A 24466-nucleotide genomic window follows, 5' to 3' on the forward strand; every position below is an offset into this window, starting at 1 on the left:
CCCCCCCCCCCCCCCCCCCCCCCCCCCCCCCCCCCCCCCCCGCTGCTTTGTGGCGCCCGCTATGCTTGCTCGCCGTGCAATCATCAGAGTTTCCCTGGATCGTTGAATGGCGAGTGCAGCCGGCCGAAGAGTCGCCCGCGGCGGGCCAGCTTTCGCAGAGATCGGGATGCATCGATTGCCCGACCCCGCCCGCGATTCGGCATCCGATATTAGAACCGTCCCAGTCCCGGCCCGGGCTGCGCCCGACGCCCCCATCCCTATGGCCCCTCGTCCTGCCGCAGCCTGGCCGGGTTGCGCTTGATCACGTCCAGCACCGCCGCGGTCATCACTGCGGTGGAGACGCCGAACATCAGGATGCCGTTGGCCGCCTCGAGCGGCCCCAGCAAGCGCCGGGCTTCGGACATGACGATATCGCCGTAGCCCAGCGTGGCGAAGTTCACGCCCGAGTGATAGAGCGCGGTGGCGAAATCGCCGAACTCGCCCAACAGCATGAACAAGACGGCCCAGATCGCCATCTGCACGAAGTTGCCGAGCAACATCAGCACCATCACGACCGACAACAGCAGGATGTCCTGCCCGAGCGATTCGCGGCCTTGCCGGACATGCTTGAAGCGCACGTAGTAGCGCAGGCAGATAGCCACGAAGACCGCCTGCAGCAGCAGGCAGAGCAGCATTACGGGAAGGCCGATCAGCAGGTTGCTCAGCATGACCGGCCTCTTCAGCGGGCATGCCGTCGTGCGCCGCGCGGCTGGTCGAGCAGCTCGATCATCAGCCAGGCATACAGCGTGACGCCCACAAACAGGCCCATGCGCACGGCGAAGGCGGTATAGACATCCTTCCCGGCCGCGCTGTCCTGCACGGACTGGCCCAGCAGGATGATCAGCGTCACGAGAGTGTTCACCCAGAAGCCTGGCGGGTACCGCGACGGGCTGAGGCCATACAGCTTGCGCGCCGCCAGCAGGCCAAACAGCAGCATCCACAGGAAGTACATCCACAAATGCACGAACAGGCTGAGTGCGCACCAGAACAGGATGGCCAGCACGCCACCGAACAAGGTCGAGCCAAGCAGTTCGCGCCCGGCGCCGCGTGCCGTGGTGGTGCAGCTTTGCCGGCCGAGGCTGACCGCTTTCATGATGATCGGGATGTACGCGGCCGGGTCGTTCAGCGCCAGCAGGAAGGCCGGCATCACCACCAGCGCCGCACGCAGCGCAATCCAGGCGGCCTGGTCATCCGGCAAGGCCTTGGCCGCAGGCCGCGCCTGCGCGCCGGCCGGTTCGGGAAAGAGCCAGTGGCAAAGTGCCAGCACCACGACCGCGACGAGCAGCCCCTTGACCAGGGCACCGATGACCATGACCGCCAGCCCGAAATCGAAGGTGCCCGCCGCCGAGATCATGGTCAGGCCGATCACCAGGAAGGTGGAGACCAGGTTGTTGCCGCCGCGCAGTCCGTAGCTAAAGGCCAGGAACAGGCACAGGCCGATCATCAGCACGCCGCTGACGGGGTAGTAGCGCAGCATGGGGATCAGCAGCAGGCCAGTGCCGGTGGTCAGCATCACGACCAGCACCAGGCCCAGCCCGGCCTTGGGCGACACCGGCTGGTTGACGCTGGCCAGCAGGAACACGCCGAGCACCGGCGCGAGCATGGGGATCGGCAGGCCCAGGCCGAAGCTGGCCGCCAGGCACAGCGCGGTGCCGCTCGCCACGCGCAGCGAACGCTGGGCGCGTGGATCGCGCGCGGGCATCGGCAGCACCGGGCTGTCAGTAGACATAGGAAAGCCAGCTCATCAGGTACAGGAATACACGGCCGAGCGGATTGAGCGGGTTGCCCTGGGTGGGAAACGCCATGACCTCGGCCTGCCCGCCCACGCGAATGCCGCGCATCGAGGCGAGTTCGCCCTGGGCAATCTCGACCACCACCGGGAAGCGTTGCGCCGGACGCAGCCAGTCTCGGCTGTTCTGCACCGTCGGCAAGCTGCCCGGCGGCGTGCTCGGGCCGACGTTGACGCCATAGCCGACACTGCGCACCCGGCCCTCAAAGATCCTGCCCGGCAGCGCATCCAGCACGATGGCAACCGGCGTGCCGGGCTCGACACGGCCCAGGTTGTTCTCGGTCATCTCCGCGCTGATCCACAGATCGTGGATCGCGATCAGCGTCATGACCGGATTGCCGGCCGCGGCATACTGGCCGGCATCGGTGCGCAGGTCGGTGACCAGCCCGGCGGCGCGCGCCCGCACCTGCGTATTGGCGAGATCCAGTTCGGCCTTTTCCAGGGCAGTGGCGGCGCTGCGCAGCTTGGCGTTCTCTTCCTCGCTGCCCCCCTGCTGTTCGCGCGCACGCTGGACCTCGGCCTTGGCGGCGGCGACCTGGCTGACAGCCTGCTCGAGGCTGGCGCGCGCCACCTCCAGACGGCGCAGGGAAATGGTGCCGGGATCATCGCTGTACAGGCGCTCCAGGCGGTCCCTGTCCTGGCGCGCCTTGAGCTCGTTGGCGCGTGCTGCGCGCAGCGATGCCTGCGCCGATTCGATGCCCGCGGTGCTGGCGCCGATCTGCCGGCGTGTCGACTCCAGATCGGCGCGGGCGCGGTCCACGGCAATCTTGTAGTGCTGGGGATCCACCTCGAACAGGACTGTGCCTGCCGCGACGTCCTGGTTGTTGCGCACATGCACCTTGGTCACACGCCCGGACACTTCCGCCGCAACCGGCACCACGAAAGCCTGTACCCGCGCCTGCTGCGTGTATGGGGTCAACCGGTCGGCAAACAGGTACCAGGTCAGGCTGATGACGATCAGCAAGAGCACCCAGCGCACGCCCTTCCTTGCCGGGTCGGCGGCGGGCGGCGGTGCGCTGGGCGCTGGGGCTGCGGTGGGTTGCGGGGCATCGCTCATCGGCACTCGCTCAGGGAGATCTACCTCTGCTTCACTGGGAGGCTGGCACCGGCGGACGGCGGGCCCGGTTCATCCAGCAGGTTCCCCCAGTCGGTGCGTTGCTGCATCTGCTGACGGGTGGCCGGGTCCACCAGTGGCTGCTCGCTGTGCCAGCTGCCGCCGAGGGCCTTGTACAAGGCGATCAGGTTGCTGACGGCATTGCTGCGGTTGACCAGGTAGGCGTCCTGCTGGGTGGCCAGCGCACGCTGAGCATCCAGCACGCGCTGGAAGTCCGAGTAGCCTTCGCGGTAGAGCGCGTTGGCCAGCGTCAGCGAACGCCTGGCGGCCAGCGCGCTGTCGCGCAGGATCTGCTCGCGATCCAGCGCCTTGATCAGGGCACTGGCGGCATCGTCGGCCTCGCGCGCCGCCTGCCGCACGGCATCCTGGTAGGCGACGATCAGCTGCTGCAGGCGGGCGTCCTGCACGCGCACGGTGTTCTTGATGCGGCCGTAGTCGAACACGCTCCAGCGCAGGCTGGGGCCACCGATCAGGGCCAGGCTGTTGGGCGTGCCGGCCAGCGTGCTGGCGGACCAGACAATGCTGCCCAGCAACGTCAGCGACGGATAGAGATCGGCTTCGGCCACGCCGATCAGCGCCGATTGCGCGGCAATCTGCAGCTCGGCGGCGCGAATATCCGGACGACGCAACAACAGGCTGGCAGGCACATCCTGCAGTACTGCGCGATCGATCAGTGGAATCACCCCTTCCTTGCCCACCAGTTCCGGCAGCTCCGGCAACGGGCCTGGCGGGCGGCCCATCAGCACCGCCAGGGCATTGCGGGTGCGCATGATCTGGCTTTCAAATTCAGGAATGCTGCTCAGGGTGCCCAGGTACTGCGTCTTCGCTTGCTGCAGGTCGAGCTCGTCGGTCTCGCCACTCTTGAACAGCCGCTCGGTGATCTCAAGGCTGCGCTTTTGCAGCGCTGCGTTGTCGCGGGCGATGCGCAGCCGTGCCTCGGCCGTGCGCAGCGCAAAGTAGGTCTCAGCCACCTGGGCGCGCAGCAACACCAGCACATCGTCGCGGTTGGCTCGGGCGGCAAAATAGACAGCATCGGCAGATTCGATGGCGCGGCTGAAGCGGCCCCAGAAATCGAGTTCCCAGCCGATGTCGAAGCCCGCGCTGTATTGCCAGAAGCGGCTGTTCTGCGGGTTCAGGCCGCCGGCCTGCCGGCGGTCCGTGTACAGGGCATCGGCACTGGCCTGCTGCAGTTGCGGGAAGCGCCCGCTCTGGGCAATGCCCAGTTGGGCGCGCGCTTCCATCACGCGCAGGCCGGCAATCCGCAGGCTGGCATTGTGCGCGTCGGCTTCGGCGACCAGGCGTTCGAGCGTCGGGTCGGCAAAGACCTGCCACCACTCGCGGATGTCGGGCTGGGCCCGCTGCTCGGTCGCCTGCTCAAGCGCCGGGCTGTGCCACTGCTGCGTCCAGGGCGCATGCTGCGGCTGGAAATCCGGCCCCAGGCGCGCGCAGCCGCCAAGGCAACAGGCGCAGGCCAGCAATGCGCGCAGCGGATGATTCCAGCGCGACATGCGTGACCCCGGACCACTTCAGGTCTGTTGCTGGTTGCCGGGATCCGCTTGCGGCGGCGGGTCTTCCACCCATTGCCAGAACAGCTGATACCCGACCGCAAGCACCACCGGACCGATAAACAGGCCGATCACGCCGCCTGTCACCATGCCGCCCAGGGCACCGATCAATACCACCGGCATCGGCACATCGACGCCGCGCCCGAGCAGCAGTGGCTTGAGCACGTTGTCGGCCAGTCCCGCCACGAAGACATAGATGGCGAAGACGATAGTGGCAACGCTGGCACCTTCCGTGGCAAAGACATAGATGATCACCGGCACCGTGATCAGCGTTGCCGGCAACTGCGCGATGCCCAGCAGCAGCACGGCCATGGCCAGCACGCCCGCGGCAGGAACCCCCTTGATCACAAAACCTATGCCGATCAGCAGCATCTGGATGAAGGCGATGCCGACCACGCCCTGCGCCACAGCGCGGATGGTCGCGGTGCATAGCGTGGCGATGCGCTGGCCCCGCTCCAGGCCGAAAATGCGCGAGGCAATCTGCACGGTGCTGCGGTTGCCGGCCTCGCCGTAGGCCATGAAGATGCCCCCGATAATCAGCGCGAAGACGAAGATCAGCAGCCCCTTGCCGATGCCGGCGGCTGCGGCCAGCACGGCCAGGCTGATTTCCTTGATCTGAGGCGCCAGCGTCTGCACCACGCTGGCCAGGTCCGAGGCGGCTTGCAGCCAGAGGTCATACAGGCGCTGGCCAACCAGCGGCCAGCTGGCGACCGACTCATGCGGTGGCGGAATATGAATGCCTTCGCTCTTGACGATGGCGATCGCATTCTCCATCGAGTCGATCATGGCGGCGCCCAGCAGGTAGGCTGGCAGCGCAATGATGGCGATGGCGGCCAGCACGATCAGCGTGGCGGCGCGGCCGTCCTTGTTGCCCAGCCTGCGCCTGAGCCTGACCTGGAGCGGGTAGATGGTCACCGCCAGGATCACGGACCAGACAATGAGATCGAGGAAGGGGCGGAATATCCGGAAGCAGAAGATTGCCAGCACCGCGATCAGCCCGGCACGGATCAGCACATCGAGTAGTCCGCGGGACAGCGCTCTCTCTGAAGTGGGCGTGGGCAACATCGCTTGTCTCCCTGCAGATCACCGCAAAGGTACCGGATCGGCGGCCTCACCGCCGCGCATTCGCCAAGCCAGGTTAAGTACCGGTCTCTTGGGCAGGTGAAATCCAGTCTAGACGAGTGGCCGCGCCGGGACAACCTCAAAACGTATGCCAATCGCTACATTGGCCGACTAGTATTGGGGGAGTTGCAGCACGCCGACCCGCTCGGTCCGGTTCGTCCTGCAGTCGCCGCGGAGGACCTATTGCCAGATCGCCGACCTCAGCCTTGGCCGTCATTTCGATGCTGCTTCTGCTTGCCGCCTGCGCCTCCCGGCCAGTCAATCCGACGATCGCGCACGCGGACCAGGGTGCCGGCTATCGCTTCTTCACGCGCCCCCAGTATTCGGCGGACAACGAAAACCTGGTCATCCTCGCCTTCTCAGGGGGCGGTACGCGCGCGGCGGCATTTACCATATTGCGACGATCGAGTCAGTGCAAGGCCCCGCCACGTAATGCGGGGAGCCTGGCCGGAAATCCCTTCATCAACTCTTGCAGGTCTGCCGAAATCATTGCCGACTTCCTTCGAGCCGACACGGAACCCGGCTGATATGCAGTTGCAAGACTGTAGGCAGTCCTTGGCCGGCTCATCACAGCGATGGTCGAGCATGGCGGCCGTCCATAACCGGTTCTGTTGTCCCAAAGTATCTCCGTTTTCGCAGGCAGGCGAACCCCAACAATCGAGCGTGCGCCGGTTGCAGGCACCACATCGGTTACCGACCGCTACCTCTTACGAGGTAATTTAGCAGGGCTCCAGAAACTGTTGCACTGGGTCACCGTCGATCGACGACGGCGCAAGACCTGACACCCTAACAATGCGCTGCCAGCGCTCTAGTTCAGTCTCCACCCGTCTTGCGAGAAGTTCGGAACCGCCCGGCTCGGGGGCTGCGCCGTAGCTCTCGAAGCCCTCTTTGACCTCTGGATCCCGTAGGACTGCAGCCAAGGCGCCATTGAGCTGCTCCACCATCGTGGCAGCAGTTCCCGCCGGGGCAAACAGACCATACCACTGAGTCAATTCCATGCCCCTCACGCCCAACTCCGCAAGCGTCGGTACTTCTGGCAGCACTGGCAGACGTTTGGGTCCGGCGACTGCCAGTGCTCGCAACTGACCGGCACCCACCGGCCGATACGCTGTCAGCAGGCTCGCGAACATAACCTGTGTCCGTCCATCAATGGTCGACGCGATGGCAGGCGCTGCGCCCTCGAAGGTAGTACTGCGCATCGAAGTGCCAGTGGCCAGTTGGAAAAGCTCTGCGGCAAAGTGCGGCGGTGTACCGTCCCCTGCGGACGCGTAGCGAAACCTTCCAGGCTCGCGCTTCATGTGGGCGACCAGCGTACCCAGGTCAAGCGGCGTCTGCATTGGATTCGCCACCAACAATATCGGTGACGATCCTATAAGCCCGACCGGAGAAAAAGACGAAACCGGATCATACCCAACAGGTTGCAGGGCCGGATTCATTGAATGAGTTCCAATATAGCCGAGCAAGAGCGTCTGACCATCGGGTACTGCCCGCGCCACGTACTCGCAGGCGATGCCGCCGTTGGCACCGGGACGGTTATCGATGATGACGTCATGCCCCAGCAGTCGCCCAAGCCTGGGACCAATAAGATGCGCCACAAGATCGTTGCCGCCTCCGGCACGGGTTGGTACGATGATCCGCAATGAATGCCGAGCCGAGGCCTGCTTTACTCGGCTGCCTTCCGGCCGCGAGAAGACATATTCGGGCAGATGGAGCTGACCTTCTATGATCTTGCGTGCCGTTCGAACGAGAGCCGCTCTTGTTACAGTAGCCGCATCACCCTCCCCCTCCAATTCCACCTCCACTTCGATCCGTCCCGCTGGGTGCAAGACGACAAGTGCGTGGCGGCCGGGCAATCGGGTCAATTGGCTAGCAACCGTCCCAGGTAAGGCGAATGCGCTGGCAACGCCGATGGCGCCGGTGACTGCATGCGACGCATGACATTTGCGGGGCGTAAAGTAGCGCGACGTAATGCTTTCCGGCGAATCGCCGGGGCCGACCAGGACTGGCTTTGGAATAACGCTGTCCGAGACGTCGCCCAGCCCCATCAACTGCCCAGCCTGCAAGCGCAGCGCTTCCAGACGCGCAAGCAGTATCGGATCATTGTCGAGCGTGGCCGGCGCCTCGCGTCCACTGACACCGAGGTCGCGTGCCCGGACGAGCATCAATGGCATCGCCGCATCGATACAAGTCACTTCGATGCCGTCAATCAGGTCAACGCGGTTGCCCGTCGGAAAGACCTTTCCGGTCACTGCGCCCCACGCATCGACGAAATCGAGCAAGATTGGTGACCCAGTGCCCGCAACGCCATCGATTCGAGTGTCGCCGTCATAGGTGACCCGCCCGTTAGGCGTGCGGACCGTCACATCGATTCGCGACCCTGTATTGACGTTGTGAACGCGCACGCGGGTTGAGCCGAGTTGGGCTGCAACCAGTCCTTGCTCGATCGCAAAGGGTGCGACTCCGGAAAGCATATTGCCGCAGTTGGGCCGGGTGTCCACCGAGGAGTTACCCACTCCTACCTGTACGAACAGGTAGTCAAGGTCACAGCCGGGTTGCGTGGATCGCGAAACAATCGCCACCTTGCTGTTCAGCGTGCTACCGCCGCCCACCCCGTCCAGTTGAAGCGGGTCGGAGGCACCGATGGCACCGATCAACGCCTGGTCGCGAGCCTCTACGCTTTCGGGCAGCCACTCCCGCAGAAAGAACGGCCCGCGCGAGGTGCCGGCTCGCATCAGCACGCAAGGTATTGTCTTGCTCATCTCAGTCCGCCTTCAGTTTTGCCGCCTGAACTACTTTCTTCCACTTGACCTGTTCCTCCTGAATAAATGTTCGCATCTGGGCCGTGGACATGGTCGTAACCTCTGCGCCTTGTCCCTCCAAACGCTGGACAACGGCTTTATCCTTCAACGCCTGGTTTAATGCCTTGTTCAATGCTTCTACAACGGGGGCTGGTGTGTTCGCGGGGGCGAAGATGGCATACCACTGGGAGACATCAACGTCGTCGATCCCTTGTTCCTTCAGCGTGGGCAACTCTGGCATCAGCGAAGAGCGCTTGCTGCCTGCAATCCCGACCGCCTTCAGCTTGCCGTTCTTCAACTGGGGCATGGCGGTGAAAAGGCTCGGAAACATCACTTGTGTCTGCCCGGCAACTGTGTCGTTAATCGCCGGAGCTGACCCCTTATACGGCACATGAAGCATCTCGGTGCCGGTCGAGAGTTTGAACATCTCCGCGGCAAAATGCGGAGCGGTTCCATTGCCCGCCGACGCGTAACTGATCTTTCCTGGCGTTGCTTTGAGTAGCGTCACGACTCCCTTGGCATCGTTGGCCTTCAGGTTTGGATTGACGACCATCACGGTTGCCGAAGAACCCACCATGCCGACGGGCACAAAATCCTTAACGGGATCGTACCGAAGCTTCTGCAGCGCAGGGTTCATGGCATGTGTCGCCACGTAGCCGAGTAGCAACGTGTAGCCGTCCGGTGGGGCACGCATGACAAACTCACTGGCAATCGCGCCGTTCGCCCCCGCTTTGTTGTCGACCACGATTGTCTGATTGAGAATGGTCGACATTGCCTGGCCAACTACCCGCGCCATGGCGTCATTAGCGCCTCCCGCTGCGGTGGGCACTACCAGCGAAATTCTCTTGTCAGGGAACGCACCAAAGGCGCTGACGCTGCCAAGTGATACCGCGATCGCAATGCTGCAAAGTAAAAGTCGCTTCGATGATTGCATCTGTCTGCTCCGTATGATGTGGTTTTTTGGTCGGCCTACTGGAGCCGTCTGGTCATGTTCGTGGTTTCCCTTCTTTTAGTGAATTGAATTTTTAGGATCAATTGATGCACAATGCGCATCAGTGATGACGCTCGGGAAAGTGCAATGACCATCAACTTCAACCTCAATGATTTGCAGGCGTTTCGTGCCGTTGCCGAACTGAATAGCTTCCGCAAGGCGGCCACCTCCCTGAACGTCTCACAGCCGGCCTTTAGCCGTCGCATAGACAAGCTTGAAGAGGCCTTGGGAGTGCGCTTACTCGACCGCACCACCCGCCGGGTTAGCCTTACGACCGTCGGCCGGGATTTCGACCGAAAGGTAAAGGAGATACTTGACGAACTGGATCAGGCACTGCTGGGCATACGCGGAGTGACAACGACGCGGATGGGGGAAGTGACTATTGCTTGCGTACCGTCGACGGTTTATTACTTCTTGCCGCAAGTCATCTCGCGTTACCACGCGCAGTATCCGAAGATTCGGGTAAAGATTCTGGATGCCAGCGCAAACGAGGTACTGTCAGCGGTGTCGCGCAGTGAAGCAGATTTCGGGATCGATTTCGTGGGAGGCCAAGAGCCAGACATTGAATTCAGGCCCTTGCTGGAGGAACGGTTCGTTGCGGCCTGCCGTCGCGATCATCCACTCGCGGAGCGACGGCAAGTGACCTGGGCAGACCTCGCCGAATATGACTACATCTCGGTCAGCAAAGCTTCCGGCAACCGGCTGCTCCTCGATCAGGCGCTTTCGAACGTGTCACGATTGCCGCAGAGTATCTACGAGACGCAGCACGTCACCACGACCTTGGGCTTGGTCGAAGCCGGGCTTGGCATCGCAGCGGTGCCATCCATCGCCATGCCAGGTCCAGATCATCCGCTTCTAGTTAGTGTCCCACTAACCGACCCGGTCGTGACGCGCAAAATTGGGTTAATACGCCGCAAGAGCCGATCCTTAACACCTGCCGCGCAGCAGCTCTATGACTTCCTTTGCGAAACACGACCAAGACGTGGCGCGCCCGCCGGCAAACGGCGTGGCAAATAATCGCCCCGCGGACCGACCTTGGCGCGCCGACGGCTCACGGACGGCAGGCCGGCATGCTCTTCTTGGCAGTGCGTCTTAGCGCCGGCTAGCCAGTACCCTGTCGACCATTACGCCGGCTTGGCCAAGATTGTTGCGTGGATCGCACATGGCCTCGAGTTGTGCGCGTGACACGTGGCTGCTTACTTCCGGATGTGCCGCGAGGATGTCGATCAAGGGTCGGTTGTTGGCAATGGCCTCGCGGCAAAGGTCATAGACCAGATCGTGCGCATACTCGCGCCCAATATATGGACCCAGGCCCATCATCACCGCCTCAGACATAACTAGCCCGTTTGTCATGTCGATATTCGCGCGCATGCGAGCCGCGTCCACTTCCAAGCCCTGCAACACGAACTTCGCCTGCTTCAGGGCACCGGAAATCAGGCAAAAGATCTCCGGTAGGGATACCCATTCGATCTCCCACGGGCCTGTTGAACGCTCGTGATCAGCCACCATCGCATCCATCAGGGCCGCCGCGTGCTGCCGTGCAACCGAGATGTTGGCGTGGATGTACAGGCACGAAATCGGGTTGCGCTTCTGCGGCATGGTCGATGAAGAGCCGCGCCCCGGCGCAAAGGGTTCGAACACCTCGGCAACTTCGGTCTGCATCATGAGCTTCACGTCCATGGCGATCTTGCCGAGCGAGCCGCCGACGAGTCCGAGAAACGCGCCCACTTCGGCAATCGTATCGCGCACCGTGTGCCAGGAGATCAGTGGCTGCGCCAGCCCAAGTTCCTTCATCAACGCAGCCTGTGTTTCCATGGCTCCCGTCTGCAACGAGGAAAGCGTACCGGATGCGCCGCCGAACTCACCCATTAGCACTCGCGGCTTCAACTGCCGCAGCCGCTCGCGGTGGCGCTCGATGCCAGCAAGGATGCTGGCCATCTTGTAGCCGAACGTAATAGGGGTGGCCTGCTGCAGGTTGGACCGACCGATCACCGGCGTGTCGCGGTACTGCTTCGCCAGCGTCGCAAGCGCGTCAGCGATGTCGTCGAGATCCGACTCGATCAGTGCCAGGCCCTCGCGCATCTGCAACACCGCCGCTGTGTCGGTAATGTCCTGGGTGGTGGCGCCCCAATGGCAGAATTCGCCAAGCCCATCCCGGCAGTTCGCGTTGATCTGGTTGACCACCGCGATAATCGGATATCCGATCTGTTCGGTCTTTGCCTTGAGCTTAACCCAGTCAATTTGGGAAAGTTCGCAATTCTTGACGATCTCGTCGGCCGCTTCCTGCGGGATGATGCCAAGCTCACCTTGCACTTTTGCCAATGCTCGCTCGATGTCCAGGTATTTAGCCGTGCGGTTTTCATCGGACCACACTTCGCGCATGCGCGCGTCGCTAAACATGTCGCCAAAAATGCGGGAATCAATGATGGTGGAAGCCATAGGTTACGTCTCCGTTAGGTCACATGTATGGTGCGCTAGGCCAGGCGTTACACGACGCTATCAGCGCGCATCACGGCGATTTCGTCGGAGGCATATCCAAGCTCCGCGAGAATTGTGTCGGTGTGCTGACCAAGTGCCGGTATCGGATCCATACGCGGCCCTTCGTTCCAGGTCCCTGGGGGCAAGAGAGCCGGCAGCATGCCCTTGGGCGAGTCGACTTCAGTCCAGCGGCCGCGCGCCTTGAGTTGAGCATGCTCCCACACCCCCTGCATGTCATTGACACTGGCATTTGCGATCTGGGCCAACTCCAATCGCTGCACCACTTGAGCACCGGTTAGAGGCAAAAAGGCATCTACGATGATCTGCCTCAGTGCAGTGCGCTCGGCCACGCGTCTCGAGTTTGAGCTAAAGCGGGGATCTTCGATCAGTTCGGGCCGCTGGAGCACTGTGTTGCAGAAGTTTGCCCATTCCCGCTCGTTCTGCAACCCCAACATTACTGTCGCCCCATCGCCAGCCGGAAACGGTCCATAGGGGTAGATTGTGGCGTGGCTTGCGCCCGTGCGCTGCGGCGGCTGTGCCCCATCAAAAGCGTAGTAGAGAGGGTAACTATTCCATTCCGCCAGCGCCTCTAGCATGGAGATGTCAATACGTTGCCCTCGGCCCGTCTGATTGCGTTGTAACAGGGCGGCCAGAATGTTTGTGTAGGCATACATGCCGGCGGCGATATCGGCAATGGAAGGCCCAGCCTTGCAAGGCACGTCAGGTGTCCCCGTCACGGACAGAAATCCGGCTTCGCCCTGAACGAGAAGGTCATAGGCCTTCTTGTCGCGGTATGGTCCGGGATTCTTCGGGTTGTCGCCATAGCCCGAAATATCACACACAATGATTTGGGGCTTTACGGCGGAAAGCGTTTCATAGCCCAGACCAAGCCGTGCTGCGGCGCCTGGTGCGAGGTTCTGAACCACCACGTCCGCCTTTTCCTCAATCAGACGCTGTAATACGCCAGCCGCGGCCGGGTGCTTGACATCGAGCGTCAGGCTTTCCTTCGAGCGGTTTGTCCAGACAAAATGCGAGGCCAGGCCACGGACCCGCTCATCGTAACCACGGGCGAAATCGCCGACCCCAGGCCGCTCGATCTTAATAACTCGTGCACCCAGATCGGCAAGCTGCCGCGTGGCAAAAGGCGCCGCAATCGCGTGTTCAAATGTGACAACCGTGATGTCTTTGAGGGGTTGCATCAGGATCTTCCGTAAAGCGAAATCAGCGAAGGACTGCCGTGGCGTCCATGGTCAGCCAGCCCTCGTGGTCGGATGCCCACAAGCGAACTGTTTTGCCGTCAGACTGCGGTTGACCGCTGACCCGGAAGGGATGCAGGTCGAAGGTCGGGCGCACCGCACGGAATCGAAAGCTGGCGACCTCGGCCTGGGGCAATTCGCGCCGCAGCAGATCCAGCAGCAACGTAGCGATCAGCGGGCCGTGGACAATCAAGCCGGGGTAGCCTTCGACCTCTGTCACGTAGCGGCGGTCATAGTGGATGCGATGCCCATTGAAAGTCAGGGCCGAATAGCGGAACAGCAAGACGTCGTCCGGAACAATTTGGCGCTGCCAAGCCGCTTCCGCGGGCGCCGCTTGGGGCATGACAGGCGCCTCGCCCGACTGCTGTGCCCCTCGGTAAACGATGTCGTGAAACTCCACTAACGCCGGTTCCGCAGTACCGATGGCGCGGATCTCATGACGCACTCTTACAAATACTAACTTTCCGGTCCGCCCCTCCTTGCTTGTAACATCGTCGATGACGGAGGTGCGCTGGATCTTGTCGCCCACCCGAAGTGGATGGCGAAACTCGAATTGGCCGCCTGCCCACATGCGGCGGGGCAATGGCACAGGGGGTAGAAAGCCGCCGCGCTTGGCATGGCCATCGTGCCCAATTTCGCTTTGACGATGCATGGGTAAGAAATAAAGCCAATGCCACAGTGGCGGCAAGGGAGTGCCTGCTGTCTGCGCTGCTGCGGGGTAATCCAACGTCGCACGCAGCGCTGCGATCGGCGCGGCAGTGACCGTGTCCTCCCACTGCTCGCTGCGTCCAATCCACGTCCTGGGGTCAACTGCCTGTTCGTCCACTGCTGGCTCCTTGCATTTGTGCTAGCCCGAATGCCGTTCACGCGCGGGACCAGCGGAGTTAGATCAATTCGAAGAATAGTTGGGCACATTGAAGCGCCGACGCACCAGTTAGCCGCCTGGCAGAACAAAGGACCGCTCTAGAAGCGATGTCGCAAGCCGATGCCACCGCCGACTTTGCTGCCTTTCACTCCCATGAAGGTGGGCAGCGCATAGGCACCGTTGATGCGATTGAAATCAATTTCGGCGTAAATGTCAGTGCGCTTTGAAAGGTTGTAGTCCGCGACGCCGGTCACCATAATGCGGCTACCGGAGGCATTGCGCTGGCGGTCGTAGTGCGACGCAACGGATAGCGTGAGAGCAGAGGTAGCCGCCACAGCGAAGCCGCCACTGAATACATCGTTTCGCGTCGGGCTCACATCGAATCGATTGTTTAGATAGCCGAAGGTTAGCTTGACTATCCCCCATTGATAGTTGCCACCCACGCCCCAGACTTTTCTCGACTCGGGCGTGGTTAGCGCGTTGGCCTGCTGCCAGAAGCCACCGACGTCCACCGGTCCCTGCTTATAGCCGAGAGTTGCGCCGTAACTAGAGCTCGGCTTCATATGACCCGACACTTCGCCAAAGGTGTAATACGCTCCCGCAGATAGCGCTCCCCATTGTCCGACGTATTTCGCCATGTTGTCTTGGCGCGGTCCCGTATAGCCGTTAAAGATGGTGACTGCGTCCAGATTGGGGTGACCGTTAGGCTGAAAGCGGGCGGTCGCATCGTAGCCGGTGGTGAATTGCCGGCCGAACGTTAGCCTACCGAAGCGCTCGTGGTTCAATCCGACCCATGCCTGCCTTCCAAACAAACGCCCCTGACCGCCGGTACTCTGCTGTCCATAGTTTGCCGTTGTGGTGCCTTGCTGCGATACGCCGGTCGAGGGATCAAAGCCACTCTCCAAATTGAAGATGGCGGACAATCCGCCTCCGAGCGCCTCGTTGCCCCGCATGCCCCAGCGTGAGCCGTTGAAATAGCCGTCGGTTAACGCAGCCAACTTATTGTCGCCCTGGTTATTGTTTGAGTAGCGAATGGTGGTATCGATGATGCCGTACAGGCTTACTCCGGACGAACTCTGTGCCTGAACAGTAGTAGTGATCGCAATTCCAAGGACCGCCCCGGCCGCCAACTTCCCGTTTAACCGACTTTTCCGTTCTTGTTCGATGCCCATCCTGTCTCCCCATTTCGGCTTATTGTCGTCACCTCCCCCTGCCCCGCGAACGGGAAAGGCGAATTGATGCCAGTTTGCAGAGACAACTTGCAGAGGGGAATTGCAATGTTTCGATGAATTGATGCATTCCTCGCATCAAAACAGGAGGGATTGCTGCCACGTAGACGGCGCGAGAAGTTGCCGCCATTAATGGGCTGAAATGCGCGCAAGGCGGGGCGAGACGTGGCTAACAGTCACGACGGCCTCACATAAGCCTTTCGACGCACCCCCGGGGGTTTCCATCCAATCTCCGATTGCCAATCCGCATGTTTGGCATGCGTCGCCGACCGGCCAAAGGGCGGGTCACGTCGGGGCACTCGAAAACCTTCGCAAACGGGATGGGTCCTTTTGCGAGAGCTTCCCTGCAACACCGCCCCTATCGCACAGACCGCCGCCCCGCGCTATGCGCCTGTCATTGCAGAACCGGCCGTCTTGGCGCCGGCCACCACCGCGACAGCACAGGCCGCCAGCGCCGCCTACGACTTCGACATGGACGTGGACGTGTTCCACCCGGTGGTGGCGCGCAACGGCATGGTGGCGACGGAGCAGGAACCGGCCACGCGGATCGGCCTGGACATCCTGAAGGCTGGCGGCAACGCGGTGGACGCGGCGGTGGCGGTGGGCTTCGCGCACGCGGTAGCCCTACCCAATGCCGGCAATATCGGCGGAGGGGGCTTCATGGTGGTCCACGACGCGAAGAGAGGTCCGCCACGCTGGCGGTGTCGCGCAGCCGATAAAGTCGGCCACTGACCGTTCTGAGCTCCATGGCACTCGCATCGAAGGCCAGAAATGCCCGCAGATTGCCCACTGACGTGGGGCGCGCTTCGGCCTGCGCGGGCGACACCCCGCAAACCCTTGATTTCACTGGCGCGTCCTAGAGGATTCGAACCTCTGACCGCTCGCTTAGAAGGCGAGTGCTCTATCCAACTGAGCTAAGGACGCGAAGGCGGCATTCTACCGCAGCACCGCTGCGCAGTGACAAGCGGCGCAGGTCAGGATGCGGCGCGCGGCTGTCCGCGCGTGATGTAGTGGCCATCGGCCGCGCCGCCATCGGTGCCCGCCTCGCTGCCCGCCGGATGCAGGGACACGCAGTTGCGCCCTTTCAGCTTGGCGTCGTATAGCGCACGGTCGGCACGGCGCATCAACGCATCGGCGCCTTCGCCCGGCTGCCGCGCCGCCAGGCCGATGCTGACGGTATAGGCGATCGGATCGGGCTCGGACGGGCATGGCGTGGCGCGCACCGCCGTGGCCAGCCGCAGGCAGGCCAGCCGGCCCTGCTCCAGCGCCGTATCCGGCATCAGGATGGCAAATTCCTCGCCGCCCAGGCGCCCCGCCACCTCGAGCTGGCCAAAATTCTTGCGCAGCTGCCCGGCGAAATGCCGCAGCACGCTGTCGCCCGCCAGGTGGCCGTAGACATCATTGATTGCCTTGAAGTGATCGAGGTCGACAAAGGCCACCGTCAGGGGCTTGCGCTGCCGCTCGGCGCGCAGGCAGGCTGCCTCCAGCTCTTCCCAGAACGCGCCGCGCAGCAGCACATCGGTCAGGTCGTCATGGCGCGCGCGCCGCTCCAGCATACGCCGCAGCCGGTCGTGTGCCATCAGCGCAAAGCTGACCGACACGCCCACCAGTGCAAAGATATTGAGCATGGCGAGCTCGCCGTCCCACGGCATCGGCCGCGGCCAGGCGCCGCCCTGCATGACTGCCGCCAGCGGCAGCGCCACGGTCCATGCGTTGATGGCCGCCGCGGCGATGACGATCAATACCAGCGACAACGCTGCCAGCCGGCCGGTGCCGCGCGTGGCCGGCACCGACGGCCACGCGCTGCGGGCCAGGTCCAGCAGCAGTGCGATGTGGCACATCGTCAGCAGCGGTGCCATCTCCGGCATCAGCGGCGGCACGGCAAGATATTGAGGCGCCAGGTCGTGCCAGGCCACCGCCGCCGCGGCTGCCAGGTTCAGCGCCAGCAACGGCGCGGCGCGGCCGGGCCGGCCCGCGAAATGCCGCGCGCCCACTGCCATGACCGAGAGCGCCGCCAGCAGTGCCAGGTCGCTCGATTCCAGTACCAGCCACAGCGGGCGCAGTTCCTGCACCGCTGCCAGGGCCGCTGCCATTGCGGCCAGCACGCTTCCCAGCGCCCACGACGTCAGGCCGCTGCGATCCATGCCCGCCGAGCGGCGCAACACCACGCAAACCACAGCCATCTGCAGGGCGAACAACCCCGCGATGAGCACAACTATGTGCGACTGAAACATCTTCATTCCCGTCCAAGGCGACAAGCGGTGCGCCGCATGGCGCCGCTGTTACCTGCTCTTTACCGGTCCTGTGTCGGACCGTTGTTATCAAAGCCGCATACCCGGTTTCAGAACGCCTGGCGCCGCCGGCCGGCAGACGCAAACACGTCGAGGCGCCCGCCGCGGGCGGGAGCGCCGTTATTGTTGTGGTGATCAGGTCAGTCCGGAAGGAATAGGCAAACCGGGCGTTCCCAAAAGCACGCCGGTCGGACTGGTGCGGTGTGCGGATTATCCCAGCGCGCAAACCCAAGTCAAGCCAAAGCGTCCCCGCCAGAAGGGGGAGCAGGCCGGCAAGGCTGAGTGCGCCAGAGCGGGCATCATCACATTAGATTGACCGCGATCGCGGGGCCCGGCTACAATGGCCGGCTTCGGAGCGTAGCGCAGCCTGGTAGCGCATCTGATTTGGGATCAGAGGGTCGTAGGTTCGAATCCTATCGCTCCGACCAGAAATACCCAGTGGAAACAACGGCCTGGATCGAAAGATCCAGGCCGTTTTTCTTTTCAGCCAAGCGGCCTCCAAGCGCCGGACAGGTCTGTTCTCACCACTGCAGCAAGTCCGGCCAGATCAGCGCCCCCGCGAACAGCACCAGCATCACCGCGACGATGACCAGCCCCCGGCTTGGGCCAGCATGGCTGGTCTCAACCTTTGGCATCCATGACTGGCCGGCGTCGGCCGGGACCGCAGGTGACGGCGGCGGCGCCGATGGCACAGGCACGCTGATCGCAATACGCGGCACGAAGTCGGACTCGGCCAGCAGGAAGCCCATGGGCGTGGCTTGGTCGGCTGCACCCATGTGCTGAAACAGCAACCTGGACAGCGCCAGGCAATCATCCAGCGCAACCTGCGGCCGGGGCCGGAAGATGCGCAGGTGCTCGCACAGCGTATCGAGCTTGTGGTTGGGGGCGTGGAAGTACTGGGACCAGCGGACCTGGCGCACCGAGCAGCGCCAGCGCTTGTGCTGGATGTCGGGAAGCACTTTTCCCAGCATCCGCGCGTGGAATTCGGCGCCGTGGGCGACCAGCACATCCGCGTCGTCGACGATGGCGCGGATGGCATCGACGTCAAAGCGCCGCCCGCGCAGCATCTCCGCGGTCAACCCGTGCGTGCCGGTGGCAGCTTCACCGATCGGCACGGTGGGCTCCTGCGAACCGTAATAGTCAGTGATCTCCCGCAATAGCGTGCCAGCCCGCGGCGCCACTTCGACAAGCAACAGGCCGATGCTGACAGGCTCGTCCGCTGGCGTGAGCCCGGTGGTTTCGGTACTGACGATTGCAACCCGCATGGGCTCGGTACTCCGGTGTAGCCGCCCGCGGGCATGGTTGGCGGCGGCCGCTCTGATCGTTTGCCTCTAGGTTAGTGCGAGCGCGTTAAACGTCATATCAACCAGATGGGCTAGCTGAAAGAGCGCCAGCCGGGAGGATGCCGGCTGCTGCCCCCTCCCCCATCTCCATCTCCTGGTTCAGGCAGGCTGCTGCCCCGTTTCGCCACGCCGTCGCTCGAGATTGCAATAGACGTCGGCCGCCACCAACCCGAAGAGCGCGTGGGCGAACAGGCTTTCCCAGCCGCGGGCCTCGTCGAACCAGTTGAAGTAGGTCCCCAGCAGATAGAAATTGACCAGGTAGACCACCACGCCAAACACGATCCCGACCACCGAGGCCAGCCACAGGCTGGAATCGAAGCGGAATGACGACAGAATCATCGCCAGTACCGCCGCCAGGATGATCGACAGCGCGAAGTGCACCGTCCCCGCCGAAAGCACGACTGTCCAGTTGAAGGCATCAGCAGACAGGGCTTCACGCCCGAGGATGATGGCCGCGACCATCTTCACGGTGCCCCAGGCGCCCTGGTACAGCAGGAAGCGCGCCGTGAGCAGTTCCAGCACCATGTAGACCGCGCCGGCAATCAGCCCCGCCACCACGGCGGCCCGCCAGTCCGGCCGGCAGCGAACGTAGCGGTGCGATTCCAGATGGAGTTCCATGGCAGTCTCCTTGCGAGATCCGGCCCGGCAAGGCCGTACGAGTTAGTTCTAGCTCATATGGAGCAAATACCAAGCCGGCCAGACCGCAAGACGCGCCTTCCAAGGCACATGAATTGCCGACTTTGGCGGCACGGTGCAACCGCCGCGGCCGGCCATCTGCCGCAACGTGCCGGCCATGCTGCAACTGCGTACGTGATACAATGTCAAAGTAGCCCCCGGGGTGTCCGTGCATCCCTGTAACCGGGCGTTCTCACCAGCGCGCTCTTCGCGAGCGAACAGCAGCCGCCGGCGCGGGCCTTCCGCGACGACACCAAACTGGCGAACCACCGGGTACAACCTGCCCGCCTGCTCCGCAAAGCACACGGCCTCCCCGGCCGTCAGCGGCCAGGCCGTCGCCCAAGCCATCCGCGCCCGTTGGGCGATACCGCTGACAGGACCGAGCATCAGGCGCCGCGCGCCGCAGTCCGCGTGAGCTTGCCCCGAACAACCCAAGGCGCGCTTCGCCGCAATCGGCGAAACATGCCGCGGTTCCGCGCCGTACCGGGCGAACCGAACAGGATTTTTGAAATCGCAACCACGCAGCCTTCACGGGCTGCCGAAAAGGAAGACAGATTGGCTAAGGAAGAACTCATTGAATTTGGCGGCGTGGTGTCGGAAGCCCTGCCTGACAACCGCTATCGGGTCACGCTGGAAAACGGCGTCGAAATCTGGGCATACGCTTCGGGCAAGATGCAGAAGCACCGCATCCGCATCCTGGCCGGCGACCGTGTCACCCTGGAAATGTCGCCCTATGACCTGACCAAGGGACGCATCAACTTCCGCCACAAGTCCTGAGTTTCTGCACGGCCCCGGCGATACCGCATGCGCGGCTGTCGCCCGCGCCGCGGCCGTTGTGCGCCGACGCGCTGTCACGCCGCTGACACCGCGCCTGGACACACTTGCGGGCTGCCCGACAGGCAGCCTGCTTCCGTTTACGCGCCGCGTGCAGCCTGGCCTGCGCACCGGCGCGGGCCAGCTGGCGCTTGCACCGGTCGGGCCGCTTCACCATACTCGAAGCTCGCTCATTGCCCCGTCCGACATGAACCTGATCCTGTGGCGCCACGCCGAAGCCGAAGACCTCCCCGACGCGCTCAGCCTGAGCCGCCATGCCGACCTGCAGCGGCCACTGACACGCCGCGGCCGCAAGCAGGCGGAGGTATCCGCCAAATGGCTGCGCGCACATCTGCCGGCCGACACCCGCGTCCTTTGCAGCCCTGCGCTGCGCACCCGCGAAACGGCGGCCGCGCTGTCTGCCGAGGCGGAGATCAGTGACGCCCTTGCGCCCGGCGCCGACGTCAGCGCAGTGCTTGCAGCAGTCGAGTGGCCGGAACGCCCCGAGCACGTGGTGGTAGTCGGGCACCAGCCCTGGATCGGCCGCGTCGCCAGCCTGCTGCTGGCCGGCTCGGAAATGAACTGGAGCGTGCGCAAGAGCGGCATCTGGTGGCTGACCGGCCGCACCCGCGAAAGCGAGGCGCAGACCGTGCTGCGCGCCGTCATCAACCCAGAATTCCTCTGAGCCCCGCCCCAACCCGTATGCCAGGTGCCGCCTGACGGCACCTGGCCCATTTTGTCCCGCCAAAATCAGAAATAGCTGATGGCGGGCGGAATCTCCCGTAAGTAGAGTGGCCTTGGCGCCTCTTCCGGTGCCGATAGCAGGTGTCACGGAGATTCCCCATGAATGGCCCGGCCGATCGTTATATTGACGTCGAGGATCGCGACTCACACCCTGACCCATCGCCCGAAAGCGCCCGACCGTCCGCCCTGGCAGGTGACGTCACGGAACCGTCATCCCCGGGTCACGGCAATGTCACCCACTCTCACTACATTGCATCGCAACAGTTTCGTCACCAAAAGGACATACTGATGCGAGATCTGCCGACGCCCACCCAGCCGCTTTTCGACTCTCTGCCCAATGGCCTTGGTGGCCAGACGGCGCGGAGCCGTCTTCATCGCCAATCAGATACACCGGCACATGAATCGCCTGTTCTCAGCGTGGCGTGGGCGCGCCACCAGGACGAAGTAGTCGAAGCCCAGCGCCTGCGCTACAAGGTTTTTGCCGAGGAAATGGGCGCGCGCCTGACCTCTTCGGTGCCGGAGCTGGACATCGACATGTTCGATGCCTACTGCGACCACCTGATCGTGCGCGACATGGCCACGCTGCGCGTGGTGGGCACGTACCGCGTGCTGCCGCCGCACCAGGCCAAGCGCCTGGGCTGCCTGTACGCGGAATCTGAATTCGACCTGGTACGCCTGGGCCACCTGCGCCCCAAGATGCTGGAACTGGGCCGCTCCTGTGTGCACCGCGACTACCGTTCGGGCAGCGTCATCATGGCGCTGTGGGGCGGCCTGGGCGAGTACCTGCAGCGTTGGGGCATCGAATCGATGCTCGGCTGCGCCAGCGTGCCGATGAACGACGGCGGCCACTACGCGGCCAGCCTGCACCGGCTGTTCAGCGAGCGCTCGCTGGCGCCAATCGAATACCACGCCTTCCCGCGCGTGCCGCTGCCGGTCGAGGACCTGAACCAGCAGCTCGACGTCGAGCCGCCCGCGCTGATCAAGGGCTACCTGCGCCTGGGCGCAAAGATCTGCGGCCAGCCGGCCTGGGATCCGGACTTCAACGTGGCTGACTTCCTGACGCTGCTGCGCGTGAACGACATGAACCCGCGCTACGCCCGCCACTTCCTCGGCCTGAACAACGCCGCCTGAGCGGCGCCAGCTGCCTGTCAGCGGCCGCCGCCCCGGCGGCCGCCCTCCGCACTGCGCTCAGTCATAGATGACCTTGTAGCGCTTGCCGATCCGCTGCCATTCATCAGCCTCCTGCGCCAGGCTGTATTCGATCAGCGGATTGGCCTCGATCCACGCCTTCGGCAAGCGCACGGTGAAGCCTTCGTCCAGCGCCTCGGCCAACTGGCTCACGCGGATATCGGGCAAGGCCACATCCGAGCGGCGGCGGCACAGCACAAAGGCCAGGCGCAGGCTGAACAGCATGCGCCAGTCGACGAACCTGCCGCTGCCCGACAGCTTGCCGAGCTTGCCCGCATGGCCCAGCAGCAGCGTCGCCAGCCGCGCCTGGTCGGTCTTGGAAAAGCCCGGCATATCGGCATGGGTGGCGATATAGGCCGAATGCTTGTGGTAGCCGCTGTGCGAGATCGACATGCCGGTCTCATGCAGGCTGGCGGCCCAGCCCAGCAGCGCCAGGTTGTCCTCGCGCCGTTCGTTGGCCGGCTCCGGGAACTGTGACAGCAGCGTCTGCGCGGCACGGCGCACGCGGCCGGACTGGGCCCGGTCCACGCCATAGCGGCGCATGAACTGGTCCACCGTGACGGTGCGCATGTCCTCGTGGTGGCTGCGTCCGAGCAGGTCGTACAGCACACCTAGCCGCAGCGCGCCGTCGGTGACATCCATGCGCTCGATATCGAGTTCGGCAAACACGCCCAGCATGATCGACAAGCCGCCCGGCAGCACCGGGATGCGGTCCGCCTTGAGGCCGGTCAGCTTGACGCGGTTGGTGTTCTCGGCCTTGATCAGCGCGCGCTTGAGGCGCTCCAGCCCTTCGCGCGTGATACCGTGCTCGGCGGTGCTGTCGTTCATGCCATTGAGTTCGATCAGCTCGGCCAGCGCGCGCGCCGTGCCCGACGAGCCGACCGCCTGCTCCCAGCCCGTGGCCCGGTACTGGCGCACCAGCACCTGGATCTCGCGGCGCGCGGCCAGCTCGGCCTGCTTCATCGCGTATTCATCGACGTTGCCGCTGGGGAAGAACTGGCGGCTGTGCGACACGCAGCCGATATACAGGCTTTCCATCAGCTTGGACTGGTAGCCGTTGCCGATGATGAACTCGGTCGAGCCGCCGCCGATATCGACCACCAGGCGGTTGCCCTGGCAGGCCGGGGCGTCGTGCGAGGCCCCGAGGTAGATCAGCCGCGCTTCCTCGCGCCCGGCGATCACTTCGATCGGGAAGCCCAGCGCGCTTTCGGCCTCGATCAGGAACTCGGACGCGTTCTTGGCCACGCGCAATGTGTTGGTGGCAACGGCGCGCACCTGGTTGGGCGCGAACTCGCGCAGCCGGTCGCCGAAGCGCCGCAGCGCATCGATACCGCGGCGCCGCGCGGGCTGGTCCAGGTATTTGTCGGGCGTCAGGCCGGCGGCCAGGCGGACCGGCTCGCGCAGCGCGTCAACCTGGAAGATCTGGCTGGCCGGGCCATTGGCCGTGGGGGTCTCGTCCACCCGCCCGATCATCAGGCGGAAGCTGTTCGAACCCATATCGACGGCAGCCAGCAGGCGTGGGGTGTTATTCATCGTGTGCTAGGAGGGCTGGTTCGCGTTGGCGTTGCGTGGCGCGGCAGGTGCGCTCTGGTGCCTTGGCCTGCCGGCGTTCGCGCCCGGGAAAAATATGTCCTGATCATGTCTGCATCATGACAAAATCAAACTGTCATAAAAGTGACACGTTTTTATGAAAAAGTCGCCACATTACCAAAAGAAGGTCATGCTCATGTCGACGACTCCGTCCAGTACGCTGCTCAACCGCGAACTGGGCATCCTGGAATTCAATGCCCGCGTGCTGGCGCAAGCGGCGGACCCGAAGGTCCCGCTGCTGGAGCGGCTGAAATTCATCTGCATCGTGTCCAGCAACCTGGACGAGTTCTTTGAAATCCGCATGGCGGGCCTGAAGGAACAGATGCGCGACAACGCCTCGGGACTGACGCCGGACGGCCTGTCATTCCAGCAGACCTACCAGCTTGTCACCGAGCGCACGCAACGGCTTGTGGCTTCGCAGTATGACATGCTGCAGAACACCATTTTTCCACTACTTGAAAAAGAGGGGGTCTTTTTCCACCTGACCACCACCTGGACCGACGCCCAGCGCGAATGGGCGCGCGAGTTCTTCCAGCGCGAACTGGGGCCGGTGCTGACCCCGATTGCACTGGATCC

20 protein-coding genes, 2 tRNA genes and 2 pseudogenes are annotated in these 24466 nt (G+C 63.5%); 8 read left to right on the forward strand and 16 right to left on the reverse strand.

Features of this window, described 5'->3' with window-relative positions:
• Nucleotides 1-257 precede the first annotated feature (257 nt).
• Genes AC3WRR_RS32200 through AC3WRR_RS32220 form a run of 5 tightly spaced genes read right to left on the reverse strand, consistent with a single transcriptional unit; the run spans nt 258 to nt 5572 of the window.
• Nucleotides 258-707, reverse strand: coding sequence for a potassium channel family protein (locus tag AC3WRR_RS32200; protein ID WP_010814282.1), 450 nt, complete (start codon nt 705-707; stop codon nt 258-260).
• Nucleotides 708-718: 11 nt separating this feature from the next.
• Nucleotides 719-1768: a DUF2955 domain-containing protein gene (locus AC3WRR_RS32205; protein WP_011615645.1), complete on the reverse strand. Its 1050-nt coding sequence runs from the start codon at nt 1766-1768 to the stop codon at nt 719-721.
• Nucleotides 1758-2885 (reverse strand): HlyD family secretion protein, encoded by a 1128-nt coding sequence (locus tag AC3WRR_RS32210; protein ID WP_454750779.1) that lies wholly within the window; start codon nt 2883-2885, stop codon nt 1758-1760. Before AC3WRR_RS32210 ends, AC3WRR_RS32205 begins: the two co-directional genes overlap by 11 nt.
• 20 nt (nt 2886-2905) lie before the next feature.
• Nucleotides 2906-4450, reverse strand: coding sequence for an efflux transporter outer membrane subunit (locus tag AC3WRR_RS32215; RefSeq protein WP_010814285.1), 1545 nt, complete (start codon nt 4448-4450; stop codon nt 2906-2908).
• 18 nt (nt 4451-4468) lie between these two features.
• The gene (locus tag AC3WRR_RS32220; protein WP_010814286.1) at nt 4469-5572 is read right to left on the reverse strand and encodes an AI-2E family transporter; all 1104 of its coding nucleotides are present in this window, start codon (nt 5570-5572) and stop codon (nt 4469-4471) included.
• A gap of 263 nt (nt 5573-5835) precedes the next feature.
• On the opposite strand from AC3WRR_RS32220, the gene AC3WRR_RS32225 reads away from it, so the two are divergent.
• Complete coding sequence (locus tag AC3WRR_RS32225; RefSeq protein WP_492299137.1) at nt 5836-6156, forward strand: hypothetical protein; 321 nt, start codon at nt 5836-5838, stop codon at nt 6154-6156.
• Between the two features lie 192 nt (nt 6157-6348).
• Here AC3WRR_RS32225 and AC3WRR_RS32230 read toward each other — a convergent pair whose 3' ends face one another.
• A complete protein-coding gene (locus AC3WRR_RS32230) occupies nt 6349-8388 on the reverse strand; it encodes a 4-oxalomesaconate tautomerase (RefSeq protein WP_492299139.1) in 2040 nt (679 codons plus the stop codon).
• A gap of 1 nt (nt 8389) precedes the next feature.
• Nucleotides 8390-9361 (reverse strand): Bug family tripartite tricarboxylate transporter substrate binding protein, encoded by a 972-nt coding sequence (locus AC3WRR_RS32235; RefSeq protein ID WP_011615648.1) that lies wholly within the window; start codon nt 9359-9361, stop codon nt 8390-8392.
• A 144-nt stretch (nt 9362-9505) separates the two neighbouring features.
• On the opposite strand from AC3WRR_RS32235, the gene AC3WRR_RS32240 reads away from it, so the two are divergent.
• Entirely contained in the window at nt 9506-10435 is a 930-nt protein-coding gene (locus AC3WRR_RS32240) for a LysR family transcriptional regulator (RefSeq protein WP_010814292.1), read from the forward strand.
• Nucleotides 10436-10510: 75 nt separating this feature from the next.
• Here the strand turns inward: AC3WRR_RS32240 and AC3WRR_RS32245 are convergent, their stop codons facing one another.
• The 4 genes from AC3WRR_RS32245 to AC3WRR_RS32260 form a co-directional block, all read right to left on the reverse strand.
• Nucleotides 10511-11857, reverse strand: coding sequence for a class-II fumarase/aspartase family protein (locus AC3WRR_RS32245; RefSeq protein ID WP_454751033.1), 1347 nt, complete (start codon nt 11855-11857; stop codon nt 10511-10513).
• 47 nt (nt 11858-11904) lie between these two features.
• On the reverse strand, nt 11905-13095 hold the full coding sequence (locus tag AC3WRR_RS32250) for a CaiB/BaiF CoA transferase family protein (RefSeq protein ID WP_492299142.1): 1191 nt from the start codon (nt 13093-13095) through the stop codon (nt 11905-11907).
• Nucleotides 13096-13117: 22 nt separating this feature from the next.
• The gene (locus AC3WRR_RS32255; protein ID WP_058697203.1) at nt 13118-13978 is read right to left on the reverse strand and encodes an HTD2 family dehydratase; all 861 of its coding nucleotides are present in this window, start codon (nt 13976-13978) and stop codon (nt 13118-13120) included.
• Between the two features lie 137 nt (nt 13979-14115).
• Nucleotides 14116-15189, reverse strand: a complete 1074-nt coding sequence (locus AC3WRR_RS32260) for a porin (protein ID WP_010814296.1) — start codon at nt 15187-15189, stop codon at nt 14116-14118.
• Nucleotides 15190-15606: 417 nt separating this feature from the next.
• Between AC3WRR_RS32260 and AC3WRR_RS32265 the strand changes: the two are divergent.
• Nucleotides 15607-15933: pseudogene (locus AC3WRR_RS32265) on the forward strand (gamma-glutamyltransferase); the annotation flags it as partial.
• 160 nt (nt 15934-16093) lie between these two features.
• Here the strand turns inward: AC3WRR_RS32265 and AC3WRR_RS32270 are convergent.
• Nucleotides 16094-16170, reverse strand: a tRNA-Arg gene (locus AC3WRR_RS32270).
• Between the two features lie 50 nt (nt 16171-16220).
• Nucleotides 16221-17480, reverse strand: a complete 1260-nt coding sequence (locus tag AC3WRR_RS32275) for a GGDEF domain-containing protein (RefSeq protein WP_011615652.1) — start codon at nt 17478-17480, stop codon at nt 16221-16223.
• Nucleotides 17481-17888: 408 nt separating this feature from the next.
• Between AC3WRR_RS32275 and AC3WRR_RS32280 the strand changes: the two genes are divergently transcribed.
• Nucleotides 17889-17965: transfer RNA gene (locus AC3WRR_RS32280), tRNA-Pro, on the forward strand.
• Nucleotides 17966-18058: 93 nt separating this feature from the next.
• Here AC3WRR_RS32280 and AC3WRR_RS32285 read toward each other — a convergent pair.
• Entirely contained in the window at nt 18059-18802 is a 744-nt protein-coding gene (locus AC3WRR_RS32285) for a DNA polymerase III subunit epsilon (RefSeq protein WP_058697204.1), read from the reverse strand.
• A 177-nt stretch (nt 18803-18979) separates the two neighbouring features.
• Nucleotides 18980-19498 (reverse strand): hypothetical protein, encoded by a 519-nt coding sequence (locus AC3WRR_RS32290; RefSeq protein WP_010814300.1) that lies wholly within the window; start codon nt 19496-19498, stop codon nt 18980-18982.
• Nucleotides 19499-20110: 612 nt separating this feature from the next.
• On the opposite strand from AC3WRR_RS32290, the gene infA reads away from it, so the two are divergent.
• The 3 genes from infA (at nt 20111) to AC3WRR_RS32305 (ending at nt 22243) form a co-directional block, all read left to right on the forward strand.
• Nucleotides 20111-20332 (forward strand): translation initiation factor IF-1, encoded by a 222-nt coding sequence (infA, locus tag AC3WRR_RS32295; protein ID WP_008641674.1) that lies wholly within the window; start codon nt 20111-20113, stop codon nt 20330-20332.
• Between the two features lie 244 nt (nt 20333-20576).
• Entirely contained in the window at nt 20577-21053 is a 477-nt protein-coding gene (locus tag AC3WRR_RS32300; RefSeq protein ID WP_010814302.1) for a SixA phosphatase family protein, read from the forward strand.
• Nucleotides 21054-21400: 347 nt separating this feature from the next.
• Entirely contained in the window at nt 21401-22243 is an 843-nt protein-coding gene (locus tag AC3WRR_RS32305; protein ID WP_011615654.1) for a GNAT family N-acetyltransferase, read from the forward strand.
• Between the two features lie 57 nt (nt 22244-22300).
• Here AC3WRR_RS32305 and ppx read toward each other — a convergent pair whose 3' ends face one another.
• On the reverse strand, nt 22301-23833 hold the full coding sequence (gene ppx, locus AC3WRR_RS32310) for an exopolyphosphatase (RefSeq protein ID WP_010814304.1): 1533 nt from the start codon (nt 23831-23833) through the stop codon (nt 22301-22303).
• A gap of 193 nt (nt 23834-24026) precedes the next feature.
• On the opposite strand from ppx, the pseudogene AC3WRR_RS32315 reads away from it, so the two are divergent.
• A pseudogene (locus tag AC3WRR_RS32315) lies at nt 24027-24466 on the forward strand (polyphosphate kinase 1); the annotation flags it as partial.

It is taken from the genome of Cupriavidus sp. FW305-3-2-15-C-LB2 (assembly GCF_058787575.1).